This is a genomic window from Streptomyces sp. NPDC048352 (genome assembly GCF_040651895.1).
GTDB lineage: Bacteria > Actinomycetota > Actinomycetes > Streptomycetales > Streptomycetaceae > Streptomyces.
The window spans coordinates 37,304-51,321 of the sequence record NZ_JBEZKZ010000022.1 but is presented as its reverse complement, the minus strand read 5'-3'; the positions used below and the strand labels follow the sequence as shown (position 1 = coordinate 51,321).

Sequence of the window (14,018 nt, the reverse complement as noted above, 5' to 3'; positions counted from 1 at the left end):
AAACGGTCTAACGGCACAGCGCGGCGATGGCCGGGTCCACCACCCCGCGGGCCGCCTCGCACAGGGGGGCCATGTCGTACGAACGCCGCGGTGCCGGACGGGGCTTGGGCCGTACGGGTTCCCGGGTGCGCGGCTTCGCGGCGGGGGCGCGGTGTGCGGGGCGGGCGGGACGCGGCGGGCGGTCGTCGGAGCGGGCCCGGGGCGGGTGTCCGGCGGCGGGCTGCCGGCCGGCCTCGCCGGGAGCTGCCGGGGCGGCCTCGGAGGCGAGCGCGGGCGACGGCTCCTGCGGCTCCGGCGCGGGCCCCAACGGAAGCCCCTCCGACGCCGGTTGCCGGGGCGCCCCCACCGTACGCGCGGGCCCCGGCGCCTCGGCGGGCCCCGGTGCCCGGACGGTCACGCACCCGGTGGTCAGCACCAGCGCGGCGAGCATCAGGGACAGGAGCGGCGGCGGGGTCGGGCGCGACGGCATCCGCCCACCCTGCCGTACGGGAGCACCGGCGGTCGCGCCCGCTCACACGGACGGGTGAGCGCCTCCACCGGGTCGCCGGGAGGTCCCGTGACCCGGTACGTGGTCGGACCAGCTGCTTTCACACCGCCGGTCCGCACGACGGACCGTATCAAGATCGACATAATCTGGTCATAAGGAGGTATCGGGGCGGTAAAAGGATCTTACGGCGGCGTGCCGGGAGCGGCGGCCGGCCGCCGTAACCCGCAGGCCGCCCCCGCTGTTGCACGCACGACGGGTCCACCCACGGTGAACGGAGTACCGATGCCGCAGCTGACCGACGACCCGGAACGGGCGGGCACCTGGATGACCCCGGCGGAGTACGGGGCCTCCCGCGCCGTCCTGTGGACCGGAGCGACCGTCCTCGTCACCGACCCCGACGGGCGGGTCCTCGTCCAGAGCGTCGACTACCGCCGCGACCGGCTGCTGCCGGGCGGCGCCGTCGACGCGGGAGAGGCGCCCTCGGCCGCCGCGGCCCGCGAGATGCGCGAGGAACTCGGCATCGACGGCCACTACCCGCGCGGACTCGCCGTGGACTGGGTCCCCGCGGACGCCCCCGGCTTCCCGCCCGAGATGCGCTTCCCCGGCGAGATCCTCCACGTCTACGACGGCGGCACCTGGACCCCGGAACGCATCGGCTCCGTCCGCCTGCCCGCCCAGGAGGTCACCGGCATCGACTTCGCCGAGCCCGCCGACCTGCCCGCCCTGATGGACGCGGGCGACGCCCGCCGCGCCCTGTCCGCCCTCCGCGCCCGCGTCAACGGCGGCGGGCCCGCCCTGCTGGAGGACGGCCGCCCCACCACGCCCACCGCCCTGGACCGGCTCGGGGTGCTGCGCACCCGCCGTGCCCCGCAGCACGGCACCTGGCACCCGGGCCCCGTCCCCGCCCACCTGCCCGTACGGGACCGCACGGGCTGGCTCTTCGCCCCGGACGGCCGGGTGCTGCTGCTCGTCGCCCGCGCCACCGGCGCCGTGCACCTGCCCTCCCACCGGGCGGAGCACGCCGTCGCGGCGGTGCCGCTCGGCTACCGGTACGCCGACCAGCAGGCCCACGCCCGTACCGCGGCCCGGCTCACGGCGCTCTCCCCGGCCGCGGACCCGGCGTACGCCCGGCTGCTGGCCACCCCCGAGCAGGTACGGGAGCTCAGCGACTGGGGGCCGGCCGGGCGGCACGAGCTCGCCTCCGTCCACGCGGCCCGCGCCCACCTCGGCCTGCCCGCGCCGCCGCGCACCCCGCCGGTGGAACTGCCCGAGCAGGGGCTGCGCTGGTGAGGGACCCGTACCGCCAATGCGGGGCCCGCGGCGGCCCGTCCCGCAGCATGGGGCCATGACCGACAGCGTGATCGACTACACCCTCTACATCCAGGCCGACCCCGCCCGCGTCTGGGAGGCCCTCACCGACCCCGCGTACACCCGGCGCTACTGGGGTCTCAGCTTCGAGACGGACTGGGCGGTGGGCTCGACGATGGACTGGGTCGAGCGGGGGGCCCGCACCAGCGACCCCGAGCAGGTGGTCCTCGACTGCGTCCCCGACCGCCGGCTGTCCTACACCTGGCACACCTTCAGCCCCCAGTGGGCGGCCTCCGCCGGCATCGCCGAGGAGCTGCGGGCCGAGCTGGCGGGCGAGCCGCGCACCCGGGTGACGTACGAGATCGAGCCGGTCGGGGACACCCTCGCCCGGCTCACCGTCCGCCACGAGGGGTTCACCCCGGGCGGCACCCTCTTCGGCATGTGCGCCGACGCCTGGCCCCTGCTCGTCTCCAGCCTCAAGACCCTCCTGGAGACCGGCGCCCCGCTGCCGGAGGCCCGGCCGGCCCCGGGCGGCGCCTCAGGGCAGTGACCAGATCCGGGTCGTCACGACGTAGAACACGAGCACCCAGAACACGGTCGCCACCGCGACGGTCCCGAGGCCGATGAGGTTGGTCCGGGCCGGCCGCTCCGTGGGGGACGGCCGCAGCCACCGCTTGAGCAGCGGGTTCACGTAACGGGGCATCGTGAAGAAGCTCATGGTGAAGCTCGACAGCAGGTTGCCCACCAGCAGCCCCAGCCACAGCGGCATCCTCAGCGGCGACAGGGCGAGCGTCAGCAGCACCACGGTCGGATACAGGCCGACCCAGACCGCGAGGGCGGTCTTGGTCTCCGACGGCGCCGGCGCCTCCCTGCCGTTCTCCGCGAAGGCGAACCAGCTGCCGAAGGAGTTGTCGACGGTGCGCAGCTTGAAGTCGTCGAACTTCCGGCCCTCGGCGAGGACCTCCTGCCGCTTGTCCGAGGTCAGCCAGGCGTCGAGGTGCTCGGCGGTGTCGTAGCGGTACAGGGTGGTCCACTCGTCCTGGAGGCCCTCCACCGGGCGGAAGACCTCGCTGCCCCGGAACCCCTCGAACGTGCTCTCCGCATGGCTCATGCGGCGCTGCCAGGCGAGGAATTCCTCGACGTGGCCCGGGTGGACGCGGTGGGTGACCACGACGGTCACCAGCGGGTCGGTCGGCCGGGAGCCGCCGCTGATGACCTGCTGGGTCGCCGGTCCGTCGAAGTACTGCTCGCCGACGTCGAGGAGCCGCTGCCGGGTCGCCCCGTTCATCCAGGCCTGGAGGTGGGCGATCGAGTCGAACCGGTAGACGACCACCCAGTCGGGCTGGAGCGGCGTCGGCGGGGACACCTCGGCGCCGAGGTAGCCGGGGTAGTCGGCCGCGGCGGCGTTGACCCCGTACTGCCACTCCTCGTACTCCCGCTCCCGCCCAGGCAGGACCTTCCGGCCGATGATCACCGTGGCGGAGGCGTCCGGGTCCCCGGGCCCCGTGTTCACCGTCCCGGACCCGTCCGCGCGGCGCGGCTCTCCCCCAGCCGGCCGTAGATCCGCTCGGGGGTCAGGGGCAGCTCGCGGAACCGTACGCCGGTGGCGTCGCGCAGCGCGTTCGCCAGGGCGGGGGCCACCGGGTTGATGCAGCATTCCGCGATGCCCTTGGACCGCAGCGGCCCGACGGAGTCCGACGACCCCACCAGGAGCACCTCGGTGCGCGGGACGTCGGCGTAGGCGGGGATGCGGTAGTCGCGCAGGCTCGGGTTGGCCATCGCGCCGTCCGCGTCGACCCGGTGGTTCTCGGTCAGCACGAACCCGATGCCCTGGGCCACGCCCCCCTCGATCTGCCCGCGCACCTGCGCCGGGTTGATCAGCACGCCGGCGTCGGCCGCCTGGACGCTGTGCAGGATCCGGATCTCGCCCGTCACCGGGTGCACGGCGATGCGGAACCCCTGCGCGTTGGAGGTGACGCTGCGGGGCGAGCCGTACGCCTTGCGGGCCGCGGTGAACCGGATGCCGCGCGCCCGGGCCGCGGCGACGAGCTCGGCCAGCGCGACGCGCTGGTCGCCGCAGACCACGTACTCGTCCTCCAGCGCGCACATCACGACGTGGACGCCGGTGCGGGCGGCGGCGAACTCCAGGATCCGGTCGCGCACCGCGCCGGCCGCCCGCAGGACCGCGTTGCCCGCGACGAAGAGCCCGGCGCTGGCGAAGGCACCGGTGTCGAACCCCGTGCGGTCGGTGTCGGACTGCACCAGACGGATCCGCGAAGGCGTCGTCCCGAGCCGGCCGGCGGCGATCTGGACGTGCCCGGTGGAGGTGCCCTCGCCGAACTCGACCGTGCCGACCGCCAGTTCGTACACGAGGTCGTCGCCGAGCGTGACCCAGGCCTCGGAGATGTGCTCCGTCGGGGGCGCGGTCTCGTGCAGGGAGCACGCCACCCCGGTCCCGACGAGCCAGCCGGGGCCGGGAGGGGGGCTGCCGTCCGTACGGGCCAGGGCGCCGGCCACCAGGCCGAGGCACGCGCCCAGCCCGTCCTCGCTGAACGTCACGTCGTCGGGGCCCTCGTGCATCGCCACGAGCGGGTCCCCGGGCCGCACGACGTTGCGGCGCCTCAGCTCGACCGGATCCATGTGCAGGGCCAGTGCCAGCTCGTCCATGGCCGACTCCACGGCGAAGGCCGGCTGGGTCATCCCGTAGCCGCGCAGCGCCCCGCTGGGAACGGTGTTCGTGTACACGGAGTACGCGTCGTACTTCTTGTTCGGGCAGCGGTAGAGCATGACGGCGGCGCCGCCCGCGTACAGGGTCTCCCCGCCGTGGTTGCCGTAGGCGCCGGTGTTGGACACGTTGCGCACCTGCACCGCGGTGAGCGTGCCGTCCGCCTTCGCGCCGAGCCTGACCGTCAGCTTCATCGGGTGCCGTGGCGAGGCGGTGGTGAACTCCTCCTCGCGCGTGAACTCGTAGCAGACGGGCCGGCCCGTGTCGAGGGCGGCCAGCGCGGCCAGGTCCTCCGAGACGACCTCCTGCTTGCCGCCGAAGCCGCCGCCGACGCGCTTGCAGAACACGCGCACCTGGTCGGGGCGCAGGGCGAAGAGGTAGGCCAGTTTGAGCCTCGCGATGGACGGCGACTGGGAGCTGGTGCGGACGTTGAGCCGGCCGTCCTCCGTCCAGGCGATCGAGCCGTGGGTCTCCAGGTGGACGTGCTGCACGCGCGGGGAGGAGTACGTGCCCTCGTGGACGACGTCGGCCGCGGCGAACCCGGCGTCGACGTCGCCGATGTGGGAGTGGATCTCGAGGAGCAGGTTGCGGGCGCTGTCGCGGACGAAGGGGTCCTCCGAGCCGTGCAGCCGCGGCGCCCCCTCGGCCATGGCCTCCTCGGGGTCGAACACCGCCGGCAGCACCTCGTACTCCACGGCCACCCTGCGGCAGCCCTCCTCGGCCGCTGCGGGAGTGTCGGCCAGGACCGCGACGACGCGCTGGCCGACGAAGCGGACCGTGTCGTCCAGGAGGTAGGTGTCGTCCGGATCGACGAGGTGGTCGGTGTGGAGCGCGGTGGTGAAGCGCCTGCGCGGCACGTCCTGCCAGGAGTAGACGCGGTGCACCCCGGGGACCGCGAGCGCGGCGCTCCTGTCGACGGAGACGACCCGCGCGTGGGCGTGCGGGGAGTGCAGCACCTTCAGGTGCAGCATGCCCTCCATCCGGGTGTCCATGGTGAACTCGGCGCGCCCGGTCACCACGTCCTCGGCGGCCGGGGCCCCCACGTTCGTCCCGACCGCCCTCGCGGGCGCGGCTTTCTCCACGTGGGCGACGCCGTTGACGGCGTCCTCGATGGCCCGGTAGCCGGTGCAGCGGCACAGGTTGCCCTTGAGGGCTCTCGGCAGGTCCGCCTTCTGGGCGTCGGTCAGGGCGGCCGCCGTCATGATCATCCCGGGGGTGCAGAAGCCGCACTGGAAGCCGGGCGCGTCGCGGAAGCGCCGCTGCACGGGGTGCAGGTCGCCGGGCGCCCCGAGCCCCTCGACGGTGGTCACGGCGCGGCCCTCCGCGCGGAAGGCGGGGGTGATGCAGCTGTGCACGGGCACACCGTCCAGCCACACCGTGCAGGCGCCGCAGTCGCCGGCGTCACAGCCCTTCTTGACACCGAAGTGGCCGAGCGAACGCAGGAAGGTGCGCAGGCACTGTCCGGGAGCCGGCTCCTCCTCGAACGCGCTGCCGTTGACGAGGTAGGTCATGCCGGGCCCCCGGAGGCGAGTTCGCGGCGGATCTCCTCGGCGAAGTGCCGCGTCAGATGGCGGCGGTGGCCGGGGGTCCCGTTGGGGTCGTCGAACCAGACGTCGGCGGGGACGGCGTCGATGCTCTGCCGCAGCGTCGCGGCGTCGGGCATGTGGTCGAAGGCGAACCGCACGGGCCGGGTGGTGCCGGCGGTGACGGTCAGCAGCAGGTTGCTCGTCCCGGGCGCCTGCGTGCCGATCAGGAACACCGTCGAGCGGCCGAGGCGGGTCAGGGAGAAGCGCCGGTGCGCGGCGCGTTTGGCCAGGGCGTGCGCCGGAACGTCGATGCGGCGCAGGACCTCGCCGGGGGCGAGGACGTTGCGGTGGTCCCCGGTCACGAAGTCCAGGGCGTCGACCGTGCGCACGGTTCCGTCGGCGGCCCACAGCTCGTAGCGGGCCTCCAGGGCGACCGTCAGCGTGATCATCGGGCCGGCGGGAAGGGACATGCAGATGTTGCCGCCGACGGTGGCCGCGTTCCAGACCTTGAACGAGGACAGGAAGGCCTCGCAGGCGGTCCTGACGAGGTGGCCGGCCCCGGGCCAGTCGGGCGGCGCCCGGAAGGAGTACAGGTCGCGGACGGTGCAGGTCGCGCCGATCTCGAGGCCGGCGTCGCTCGGGACGAGGGGCTCCCAGGGCAGGGCGGTCAGGTCGATCAGGCGCCGCAGGTGCGGCTGCTCCGCGGAGTACAGCCAGGTGCCGCCCGCGAGCCACGCGTCGCCTTCGCGCCAGTCGGCGCCCGGCCGGTCGGAGGGCCGGCGCACGACCTCGGTGACGGTGTTGAGATCCATGGGGAACGGACTCCCTCACGACGGACTCACGACGGACTCACGACGGACTCATGACGGGTTCCCAGCGGACCCGCGACGGACCCGAGGCGCTGCGCGACGAAGATCCTTTCCAGGATAGGGCGCGGGCCCGGCCCCTGCCATGCAGGCCCGTCCGCCGCCCCGCCCGCACGGAATTCCTTGATCACCGGCGGAGTTCACGTGTACGGACCACACACGAGGAGGCCGACAGCATGGCACGTGAACACCACCGGGTCGTCATCACCGCGGCGGGGCGGGACTTCGGGCGGACCCTGGCCCTCGGTTTCGCCGCGCGGGGCGCAGAGGTGCACCTCTCCGCCCGCACCCTCGAAGGTGCCGAGCGCGTCCGCGCGGAGATCACCGCCCAGGGGCACGACCCCGACCGGGTCCACGCGTACGCCTGCGACCTCACGGACCCGGCCTCGGTGCGGGCGTTCGCCGCGGCGGTCGCGGCCCGTGCGGACCACGTCGACGTCCTCGTCAACAACGGCTCCCGCTACCAGCACGGGACGGACCTGCTGTCCGCCTCCGACGAGGACGTCGTGGACACCCTCGCCTCCGGGGCCACCGGAACCGTCCTGGTGACCAAGGCCTTCCTCCCCCTGCTCCGCGCGTCCGACAGGCCGGACATCGTGACCATGGTCTCCGGCTGCGGCGAGGCCGGGAACCACCGGTCCGACGCGCACAGTGCCTTCTACGCGGCCAAGAGCGCCCAGGCCGGGTTCACCGAGAGCCTCTCGCGCCGGCTGCGCGGCGAGGGCATCCGGGTGATCTCCCTCTACCCGCCGGACTTCGACAACCACGACCCGCTCTCGCCGGCCTGGGAGGACGCCCCGCGCACCGCGGAGGACCCCCTCACCGCCCAGTCCCTGATGGACTGCGTCTTCTTCGCCGTCGGCCAGCCCCGCGACTGCTTCATCAAGTCCTTCCACTTCGAGCAGGCCGCCGGGGACCGGCCGCACTGACCGGGACCGGGACCCCCGTCGGGGCCGCGCAGGGCCGTCGTGTGGAATGTGTGCCATGGGGAGCCCCGAACACCACATACGCCGTGTGCCGGCGGCCGGCCCGGCGACGCCGCCCCGGCCGCCGGAGCAGGCCCTTGCCGTGGCGGCCGACCGCTGGCGGTACGCCCGCCACCTCGACCGCCTCGCCGCGGCCGGGGTGGCCGGCCCGGCCGCGGAGGCCGTGGCCGTGGCCGACGTGCTGCGCGACCCGGACCCGGTGATGGCGCAGAGCGCGGTGGTGACCCACCTCGACCGCCGTGCCGTACGGCTGCTGCCCGGCGCCGGCTTCCACGACTGGGCCCGCGCCCTGCTCCTCGTACTCGACGGCCACGCCTTCCCGGCCCGCCGGCTGCGCGAGTGGACCCTGCTGAAGGCCCTGGAGGCGGGCGGGGCGTGGTCGGCCGGGGAGCTGGCCGCCGCCTCCGACTGGTGCCAGCACACCGCCGCCCGGTCGCCGGCCCCTGACGAGGCGCTGGCCCTGCTGGCCGCCTCGGGCCGGACCGGGCGGGTGCGCACCGCCGCGGCCCGGCGGCTCCACCGGCGTGCCATGTCCTGACCCGCCGCGCGCCATGCCGGCGGGCGGCCCGCGGAACCCGCCGGGCCGCCCCCGGTGTCAGAGGCCCTTGCGGACCCGGGCCGCGCGGCGGGCCTCGGCGGCCTGGCGCGCCTCGATGGTCTTGCGGGACTCCTTGCCCTTGCCGGGCCGGCCCGGGCGGGTGCCGATGCCGCGGAAGCCCAGCTCCGAGCCGCTCGGACGCCCCTTGGCGTCGGTCGGCAGGGCTCCGGCCAGCGGTACCCCGGACGGCTTCTTCGCACCGGTGATCCGGCTCAGCGCCGCCTCCCCGGAACGCACCTGGGTGATGGTGGGCCGGATCTTGGCGTCGGCCATGAGGCGCACCATGTCGCGCCGCTGGTTGGGGGTGACCAGGGTGACCACCTTGCCGGACTCGCCGGCCCGCGCGGTGCGGCCGCCGCGGTGCAGGTAGTCCTTGCTGTCGGCCGGCGGGTCGACGTTCACCACGAGGTCGAGCTCGTCGACGTGGATGCCGCGGGCGGCGACGTTCGTCGCGACCAGCACCGTGACCAGCCCGTCCTTGAACTGCCCGAGCGTGCGGGTGCGCTGCGGCTGGGACTTGCCGCTGTGCAGCCCCTCCGCCCGCACGCCCATGGCCCGCAGGTGCTTCACGAACTGGTCGACGCCGTGCTTGGTGTCCAGGAACATGATCACCCGGCCCTCGCGGGCCGCGATCTCGGTCGCCGCCGAGACCTTGTCCGCCGCGTGGATGTGCAGCACGTGGTGGTCCATCGTGCCGACCGAGGCCGACTGCGGGTCCACGGAGTGGGAGACCGGGTCCTTCAGGTAGCGGCGCACCAGCTGGTCGACGTTGCGGTCGAGGGTGGCGGAGAAGAGCATCCGCTGCCCGTCGTGGTGCACCTGGTCCAGGATCTCGGTGACCTGGGGCATGAACCCCAGGTCGCACATCTGGTCCGCCTCGTCCAGCACCGTGATCCGCACCCGCTCCAGGTGCACGTCACGCCGCCCGACCAGGTCGCTGAGGCGCCCGGGCGTGGCGACCACGACCTCCGCACCGGTGCGCAGCGTGCTCGTCTGGCGCCCGATGGACAGTCCGCCCACGACGGTGGCCATGCGCAGGTGCAGGGCCTGCGCGTACGGGGTCAGCGCCTCGGTCACCTGCTGCGCCAGCTCGCGCGTCGGGACGAGGACCAGCGCGAGCGGCCGCTTCGGGTCGGCCTTCTGCCCGGCCGTGCGGGCCAGCAGGGCCAGGCCGAAGGCGAGGGTCTTGCCGGAGCCGGTGCGGCCGCGGCCGAGGATGTCGCGGCCCGCGAGGGAATTGGGCAGGGTGGCCGCCTGGATCGGGAAGGGTTCGCGCACCTCCTGGTCGGCCATGGTCCTCACCAGCTCAGCGGGCAGCCCGAGTTCGTCGAACGAGGCCACCGGGGGCAGGGCCGGGGTGGCGGTCCGGGGCATGGCGAACTCGCCCTGCGGACCGAGGGTCCGGGGGGCCTTGCCGGCCCCCTTGGCTCCCTTGGCTCCCGGCTTGGAGCCTGCCTTCGCTCCGGCCTTGACACCGAAACGCCCGTGAGCTGACGGGTTCTTCATGCAGAACCTTCCGTGAGGAGAGTGAGGGGTGCGGGGCCCGCAGCGCCGGAACGGCGACGAGCCGGGGACCGTACCCCTCGGTACGGTCCCCGGCTCGTCGTACGCGTCCGCACCGGGCGACAGCGCCCGCGCCTCAAGTTTCCCGGCCATTTTACCAGCCGGTCACCGGCCCGGCCCGGGGTCCAGTTCCCCCGACCGCACCCGGGCGAGGTGGGCCCGCATCTCGACCTCCGCCCGGGCGAACCAGTCGGCGATCACGGCGATCTCGTCGGCGGTGTACTCGGCGAACACGGCGCCCAGCCGGTCGTAGAAGGGCTGGTAGGTGGCGATGACCCGGGCGGCGGCCTCCGGGACGGCCACGACCCGTACCCGCCGGCGGTCGGCGGGATCGGGCTGCCGGCGCGCGTACCCGGCCCGCTCCAGCCGGTTGAGCACGCCGGTGACGGCGCCGGTGGTGAGGTTCACCAGCCCGGCCAGATCGCCGGCGGAGAGGGGGTTGTCGCAGGCGTTCAGGATGTGGCCGAGGCAGGTCAGGTCGGTGACGTTGATCCCGAGGAGCTGCGCCACCTCCTGCTGGCCGATGAGGCCGAGGGCCACGTACTGGTCCATGCGGGCGATCGCCTCCCCGGCCGTGGCCGCGGGGCGGGGCTTGCCGTGCACCGACACTCTCCTTAGTATCTAAGTTACTTAGCTCGTGAGATAAATGATCCTGCTCCGAGCGTACTGCTGCCTGCCCTCAGAGGGGGAACCATGAGCGCCCACGGCGACGTCGACCTCGGCCACACCGTGGCCGGCTGGACCGGCACCACCCTGGCCCTGCTGGGCTGCACCGGAGCGGGGGCGGCCCTGTGCGCGGGCTGGACCCCCGGCATCTGGCTCGGACTCGGCCTGGTCGTCGCGGCGGGCCTGGCCGCCTGGCTGCTCCACCTCGCCGGGTGGGGCAAGCCCAGCGGCCCGCGTCCGCGCGAGGCGTGGGACTGGCGCGTGCGGGACACCGCCGCGCGGACGGGGCACGCCGACTGCCTCGGCTGCCGGGCCGCCGGTCCGCGGCGCGCCGCGGCGGCGCCGGCCGGCCGCCGGTCCGCCGCGCCGCTGCCCGCCGGGGACGGCGGCGCCTGACCCGCCCCGGTTGGCCGAGCCCCGCGTGTGGCGCACGGGACGGACGGGCAGTATCGAGACGGCCGCGCGTGTGCGGCCCGAGCGGAACGTCGAGAAGGATCAGTACCGATGGCAACTGGCACCGTGAAGTGGTTCAACTCGGAGAAGGGATTCGGTTTCATCCAGCAGGACGACGGCGGCCCGGACGTGTTCGTCCACTTCTCCGCCATCCAGGGGGCCGGCTTCAAGTCCCTGGAGGAGAACGCCCGCGTCTCGTACGACGTCACCCAGGGGCCCAAGGGCCCCCAGGCCGAGCACGTCGTGCCCGAGTAGGACCGCGTCCCCCGGCGCGCCGCCCGCCCCCGGGGGCGGGGCCGCCCGCCCTGCGGTCACCGCCAGTGGAGCCCCCGCCGGTCACCCGGCGGGGGCTCCCGCGCTCTCCGGGGGCGCCGCCTGGCGGACGGGCCCCGCTCAGTGCACCGGGCCCCCTGCGGCCTCCCCTTCCTCCCCGCCCGTGCCGTCCTCGCGCACGGTGATCGCCGAGACCGGGCAGGCCCGCGCGGCCTCCCGTACCAACGGGCTGCCGTGGCCGTCCTCCCGGCCCGCCAGCACCTCGCTGAAACCGTCGTCGTCCTGGGTGAAGACCTGCGGCGCGGTCAGCACGCACTGGCCGGCGCCGATGCACACGCCCTGGTCGACGGAGATCCGCACGCCGCTCACCACGTCACGGGCAGTTCGATCATGCCCTGGATGGTGTCGCCCGGCTTGAACGGGATCCGGTCGGGATCGGCCGCCAGGCGCAGCCCGGGCAGCCGCTCGAAGAGGGTGCCCAGGGCGATCTCCATCTCGGCGCGGGCCAGGTTCTGGCCCAGGCACTGGTGGATGCCGAAGCCGAAGGCCAGGTGGTGGCGGGTCGGCCGGTGCCAGTCCAGGGCGTCGGGGTCCGCGAAGACGGCCTCGTCCCGGTTGATGACCGACGTGGAGAAGACCACCCCGTCGTCCGGGCGGATCGTCACCCCGCCGATCTCGATGTCCTCGGTCGCCACGCGCAGCATGCCGTCGGCGATCGACAGGTACCGCATCAGCTCCTCCACCGCCTCCGGCATCAGGGCGGGGTCCGCCCGCAGCTCGGCCAGCTGCTCCGGGTGCCGCAGCAGGGTGAAGGTGCCGAGGGAGATCATGTTCGCCGTGGTCTCGTGCCCCGCGATCAGCAGGATCGCGGCCAGCGAGACGAGTTCCTCGACGTCGGTCTCGCCGGTCTCCAGCCGGGTCGCGACGAGCTCGTCCAGCAGCCCGTCGCCCGGATCGGAGCGCTTGCGCCGGATCAGGGCCTCCAGGTAGGCGTCGAGCCGCTCCCGGGCCTCCTCCACGTCGGCGGTCGCGGGGCCGCGCAGCAGCCGCCGCGACTGCTCCTCGAAGAACTCGTGGTCCTCGTACGGCACCCCGAGCAGGGCGCAGATCACCATGGACGGCACCGGCAGGGCGAAGGCGCCCACCAGCTCCGCCCCCGGGCCCCGGTCCACCATCGCGTCGATCAGCCGGTCCACGGTCTCCTGGATCCGGGGGCGCAGCGCGGCCGTGCGCTTGACCGAAAAGCTCGGGATCAGCATCCGCCGCTGCGTGTTGTGCTCGGGGTCGTCCACCCCGAGCAGGGCCGTCCGCCGGTTCTGCAGCCCCTTGAACCGGGGGCTGGGGGAGGGGAAGGCCTCTTTCGTACGGTCGGTGGACAGCCGCCCGTCGGACAGCAGGGCCCGCGCTTCGGCGTGGCCGGTGACCACCCATACGGAGCGGCCGTCGAAGAGGGTGACCCGGGAGAGCGGCCGGCCCTCCCGCAGCGGCTGATAGGCGGCCGGGGGGTGGTAGGGGCAGGTGCGGTCCTGGGGGAAGGCAACGGCATCGGACATGGAAAGCAACACCTCACAAGCGATGGTTCCGTCTTGCCGGACTCCATTACATGCCTGAGGCACCTATCCCACCTATGCCACTTTCGGCCAGCCTGCCCGAGTTCACCCGCGGGGCCCGGCGGCGACCGGACCCAGGCCGGAACCGGGGCGGGTCCGCCGGCACGACCTAGAGGTGCGCGTCCAGGAAGGCGCGCAGCTCCGCCGCGCCCATCGGACCCGCGTGGGCCGCCACCGCCTCGCCGGACCGCAGCAGGACCACCGTGGGCGCGCCCGTCACGCCGTAACGACGGACCGGCCCGGGGCAGCGGGTGATGTCGGCGCGGACGGCGGTGAGGCGCGTGCCGTACTCGTCCTCCCGCACCAGCTCCGTGACGAGCGCGTCCAACGCCCGGCACGCCTCGACGGCCTTCGGCCAGGTGCCGGTGAAACAGGCGAGGACCGGCCCCGGTGCCATCCGGACGATGAAGTCGAATTCCTGGTCCTCCAGCGGCCGGTGTACCCGACGGGCCATGGGTGGTGCTCCTCAGTTCGGACTGCCGTGACCGCCAGCCTAGGCCGTGACCTCCCGGCGGTCCGCCGGGAGGGGCCGGACCGCCCGTTGTCAGTGGCGGCTGTGAAGCTGGGCCCATGGACGACAGGATGCTGCGCCGCCGCGTCTACGGCGCCGACCACGACGACCCCGACCCGGGCCCGCGCCCCGGCCACGCCTACGGTGAGCTCGTGGGCGGGCCCCTCGACGGGCTGCTCCTCGACGTCACCGGCTGGAGCGCCCGCCGGCTGTCCGAGGAGGTCCGGCTGCCCACCGAGATAGGCCGCTACGGCGCCGGCGGCCGCGCCCACTACCGCCGCCGCGCCGCGGACCCCGGCCGCTGGGACTGGTCGGGGGACAGCCGGTAGCGGCCCGGGGGCCGGCCGGCCCCCCGGGCCGGCGTGCCGGGACCCCGTACCTCTGGTGCGCCTGACGGGCCCCCGCGGTGGCCGGTTCCGCGGAACCTCCGAAGAATCTTGCCCAGA

At 74.4% G+C, this 14,018-nt stretch carries 16 protein-coding genes; 7 read left to right on the top strand and 9 right to left on the bottom strand.

The genetic code is table 11. The features are described 5' to 3' along the window. Positions 1 to 7: 7 nt before the first annotated feature. Positions 8 to 469 (bottom strand): hypothetical protein, encoded by a 462-nt coding sequence (locus tag AB0D45_RS14500; protein WP_362458455.1) that lies wholly within the window; start codon positions 467 to 469, stop codon positions 8 to 10. Between the two features lie 300 nt (positions 470 to 769). Between AB0D45_RS14500 and AB0D45_RS14495 the strand changes: the two genes are divergently transcribed. Then, positions 770 to 1,777 (top strand): NUDIX domain-containing protein, encoded by a 1,008-nt coding sequence (locus AB0D45_RS14495; protein ID WP_362458452.1) that lies wholly within the window; start codon positions 770 to 772, stop codon positions 1,775 to 1,777. A gap of 55 nt (positions 1,778 to 1,832) precedes the next feature. Further along, entirely contained in the window at positions 1,833 to 2,345 is a 513-nt protein-coding gene (locus AB0D45_RS14490; RefSeq protein ID WP_362458449.1) for an SRPBCC family protein, read from the top strand. Here the strand turns inward: AB0D45_RS14490 and AB0D45_RS14485 are convergent. From AB0D45_RS14485 to AB0D45_RS14475, 3 genes are read right to left on the bottom strand one after another with little or no spacing between them, the layout of a single operon-like run. Next, positions 2,334 to 3,308, bottom strand: coding sequence for an antibiotic biosynthesis monooxygenase (locus AB0D45_RS14485; protein WP_362458447.1), 975 nt, complete (start codon positions 3,306 to 3,308; stop codon positions 2,334 to 2,336). The two genes, AB0D45_RS14490 and AB0D45_RS14485, sit on opposite strands and share 12 nt — an antisense overlap. Further along, positions 3,305 to 6,031: a molybdopterin cofactor-binding domain-containing protein gene (locus AB0D45_RS14480; protein ID WP_362458444.1), complete on the bottom strand. Its 2,727-nt coding sequence runs from the start codon at positions 6,029 to 6,031 to the stop codon at positions 3,305 to 3,307. Before AB0D45_RS14480 ends, AB0D45_RS14485 begins: the two co-directional genes overlap by 4 nt. Beyond that, positions 6,028 to 6,858 (bottom strand): FAD binding domain-containing protein, encoded by an 831-nt coding sequence (locus AB0D45_RS14475; protein ID WP_362458441.1) that lies wholly within the window; start codon positions 6,856 to 6,858, stop codon positions 6,028 to 6,030. The genes AB0D45_RS14480 and AB0D45_RS14475 overlap by 4 nt, the downstream gene beginning before the upstream one ends. A gap of 230 nt (positions 6,859 to 7,088) precedes the next feature. Between AB0D45_RS14475 and AB0D45_RS14470 the strand changes: the two genes are divergently transcribed. Together AB0D45_RS14470 and AB0D45_RS14465 are read left to right on the top strand one after the other, a co-directional pair. Next, the gene (locus tag AB0D45_RS14470; protein ID WP_361610356.1) at positions 7,089 to 7,841 is read left to right on the top strand and encodes an SDR family oxidoreductase; all 753 of its coding nucleotides are present in this window, start codon (positions 7,089 to 7,091) and stop codon (positions 7,839 to 7,841) included. A gap of 55 nt (positions 7,842 to 7,896) precedes the next feature. Beyond that, the gene (locus AB0D45_RS14465) at positions 7,897 to 8,436 is read left to right on the top strand and encodes a hypothetical protein (protein ID WP_362458438.1); all 540 of its coding nucleotides are present in this window, start codon (positions 7,897 to 7,899) and stop codon (positions 8,434 to 8,436) included. Positions 8,437 to 8,493: 57 nt separating this feature from the next. Here AB0D45_RS14465 and AB0D45_RS14460 read toward each other — a convergent pair whose 3' ends face one another. Both AB0D45_RS14460 and AB0D45_RS14455 read right to left on the bottom strand, forming a co-directional pair. Then, positions 8,494 to 9,870 carry a DEAD/DEAH box helicase gene (locus tag AB0D45_RS14460; RefSeq protein WP_361611415.1) on the bottom strand — a complete coding sequence of 459 codons (1,377 nt, stop codon included), beginning with the start codon at positions 9,868 to 9,870 and terminating at the stop codon, positions 8,494 to 8,496. A gap of 294 nt (positions 9,871 to 10,164) precedes the next feature. Continuing rightward, the gene (locus AB0D45_RS14455; RefSeq protein ID WP_362458435.1) at positions 10,165 to 10,662 is read right to left on the bottom strand and encodes a MarR family transcriptional regulator; all 498 of its coding nucleotides are present in this window, start codon (positions 10,660 to 10,662) and stop codon (positions 10,165 to 10,167) included. A gap of 90 nt (positions 10,663 to 10,752) precedes the next feature. Between AB0D45_RS14455 and AB0D45_RS14450 the strand changes: the two genes are divergently transcribed. Continuing rightward, positions 10,753 to 11,121 carry an HGxxPAAW family protein gene (locus AB0D45_RS14450; RefSeq protein WP_362458432.1) on the top strand — a complete coding sequence of 123 codons (369 nt, stop codon included), beginning with the start codon at positions 10,753 to 10,755 and terminating at the stop codon, positions 11,119 to 11,121. Between the two features lie 108 nt (positions 11,122 to 11,229). Continuing rightward, complete coding sequence (locus AB0D45_RS14445; RefSeq protein WP_362458429.1) at positions 11,230 to 11,433, top strand: cold-shock protein; 204 nt, start codon at positions 11,230 to 11,232, stop codon at positions 11,431 to 11,433. Between the two features lie 138 nt (positions 11,434 to 11,571). Here the strand turns inward: AB0D45_RS14445 and AB0D45_RS14440 are convergent, their stop codons facing one another. From AB0D45_RS14440 to AB0D45_RS14430, 3 genes are all read right to left on the bottom strand, one after another. Beyond that, positions 11,572 to 11,811 carry a ferredoxin gene (locus AB0D45_RS14440; protein ID WP_362458426.1) on the bottom strand — a complete coding sequence of 80 codons (240 nt, stop codon included), beginning with the start codon at positions 11,809 to 11,811 and terminating at the stop codon, positions 11,572 to 11,574. Positions 11,812 to 11,816: 5 nt separating this feature from the next. After that, positions 11,817 to 13,004 carry a cytochrome P450 gene (locus tag AB0D45_RS14435; RefSeq protein ID WP_362458423.1) on the bottom strand — a complete coding sequence of 396 codons (1,188 nt, stop codon included), beginning with the start codon at positions 13,002 to 13,004 and terminating at the stop codon, positions 11,817 to 11,819. 166 nt (positions 13,005 to 13,170) lie between these two features. Next, a complete protein-coding gene (locus AB0D45_RS14430; RefSeq protein WP_361611359.1) occupies positions 13,171 to 13,515 on the bottom strand; it encodes a thioredoxin domain-containing protein in 345 nt (114 codons plus the stop codon). Between the two features lie 116 nt (positions 13,516 to 13,631). Between AB0D45_RS14430 and AB0D45_RS14425 the strand changes: the two genes are divergently transcribed. Beyond that, on the top strand, positions 13,632 to 13,901 hold the full coding sequence (locus tag AB0D45_RS14425; protein WP_361611357.1) for a hypothetical protein: 270 nt from the start codon (positions 13,632 to 13,634) through the stop codon (positions 13,899 to 13,901). Positions 13,902 to 14,018 lie beyond the last annotated feature (117 nt).

Bases quoted from the DNA above. Each gene is read 5' to 3' on its own strand.
- AB0D45_RS14445 (WP_362458429.1), top strand. From the start codon at position 11,230: ATGGCAACTGGCACCGTGAAGTGGTTCAACTCGGAGAAGGGATTCGGT.
- AB0D45_RS14500 (WP_362458455.1), bottom strand. From the start codon at position 469: ATGCCGTCGCGCCCGACCCCGCCGCCGCTCCTGTCCCTGATGCTCGCC.
- AB0D45_RS14490 (WP_362458449.1), top strand. From the start codon at position 1,833: ATGACCGACAGCGTGATCGACTACACCCTCTACATCCAGGCCGACCCC.
- AB0D45_RS14450 (WP_362458432.1), top strand. From the start codon at position 10,753: ATGAGCGCCCACGGCGACGTCGACCTCGGCCACACCGTGGCCGGCTGG.
- AB0D45_RS14465 (WP_362458438.1), top strand. From the start codon at position 7,897: ATGGGGAGCCCCGAACACCACATACGCCGTGTGCCGGCGGCCGGCCCG.
- AB0D45_RS14460 (WP_361611415.1), bottom strand. From the start codon at position 9,870: ATGCCCCGGACCGCCACCCCGGCCCTGCCCCCGGTGGCCTCGTTCGAC.
- AB0D45_RS14430 (WP_361611359.1), bottom strand. From the start codon at position 13,515: ATGGCCCGTCGGGTACACCGGCCGCTGGAGGACCAGGAATTCGACTTC.
- AB0D45_RS14495 (WP_362458452.1), top strand. From the start codon at position 770: ATGCCGCAGCTGACCGACGACCCGGAACGGGCGGGCACCTGGATGACC.
- AB0D45_RS14435 (WP_362458423.1), bottom strand. From the start codon at position 13,004: ATGTCCGATGCCGTTGCCTTCCCCCAGGACCGCACCTGCCCCTACCAC.
- AB0D45_RS14480 (WP_362458444.1), bottom strand. From the start codon at position 6,031: ATGACCTACCTCGTCAACGGCAGCGCGTTCGAGGAGGAGCCGGCTCCC.
- AB0D45_RS14475 (WP_362458441.1), bottom strand. From the start codon at position 6,858: ATGGATCTCAACACCGTCACCGAGGTCGTGCGCCGGCCCTCCGACCGG.
- AB0D45_RS14425 (WP_361611357.1), top strand. From the start codon at position 13,632: ATGGACGACAGGATGCTGCGCCGCCGCGTCTACGGCGCCGACCACGAC.
- AB0D45_RS14470 (WP_361610356.1), top strand. From the start codon at position 7,089: ATGGCACGTGAACACCACCGGGTCGTCATCACCGCGGCGGGGCGGGAC.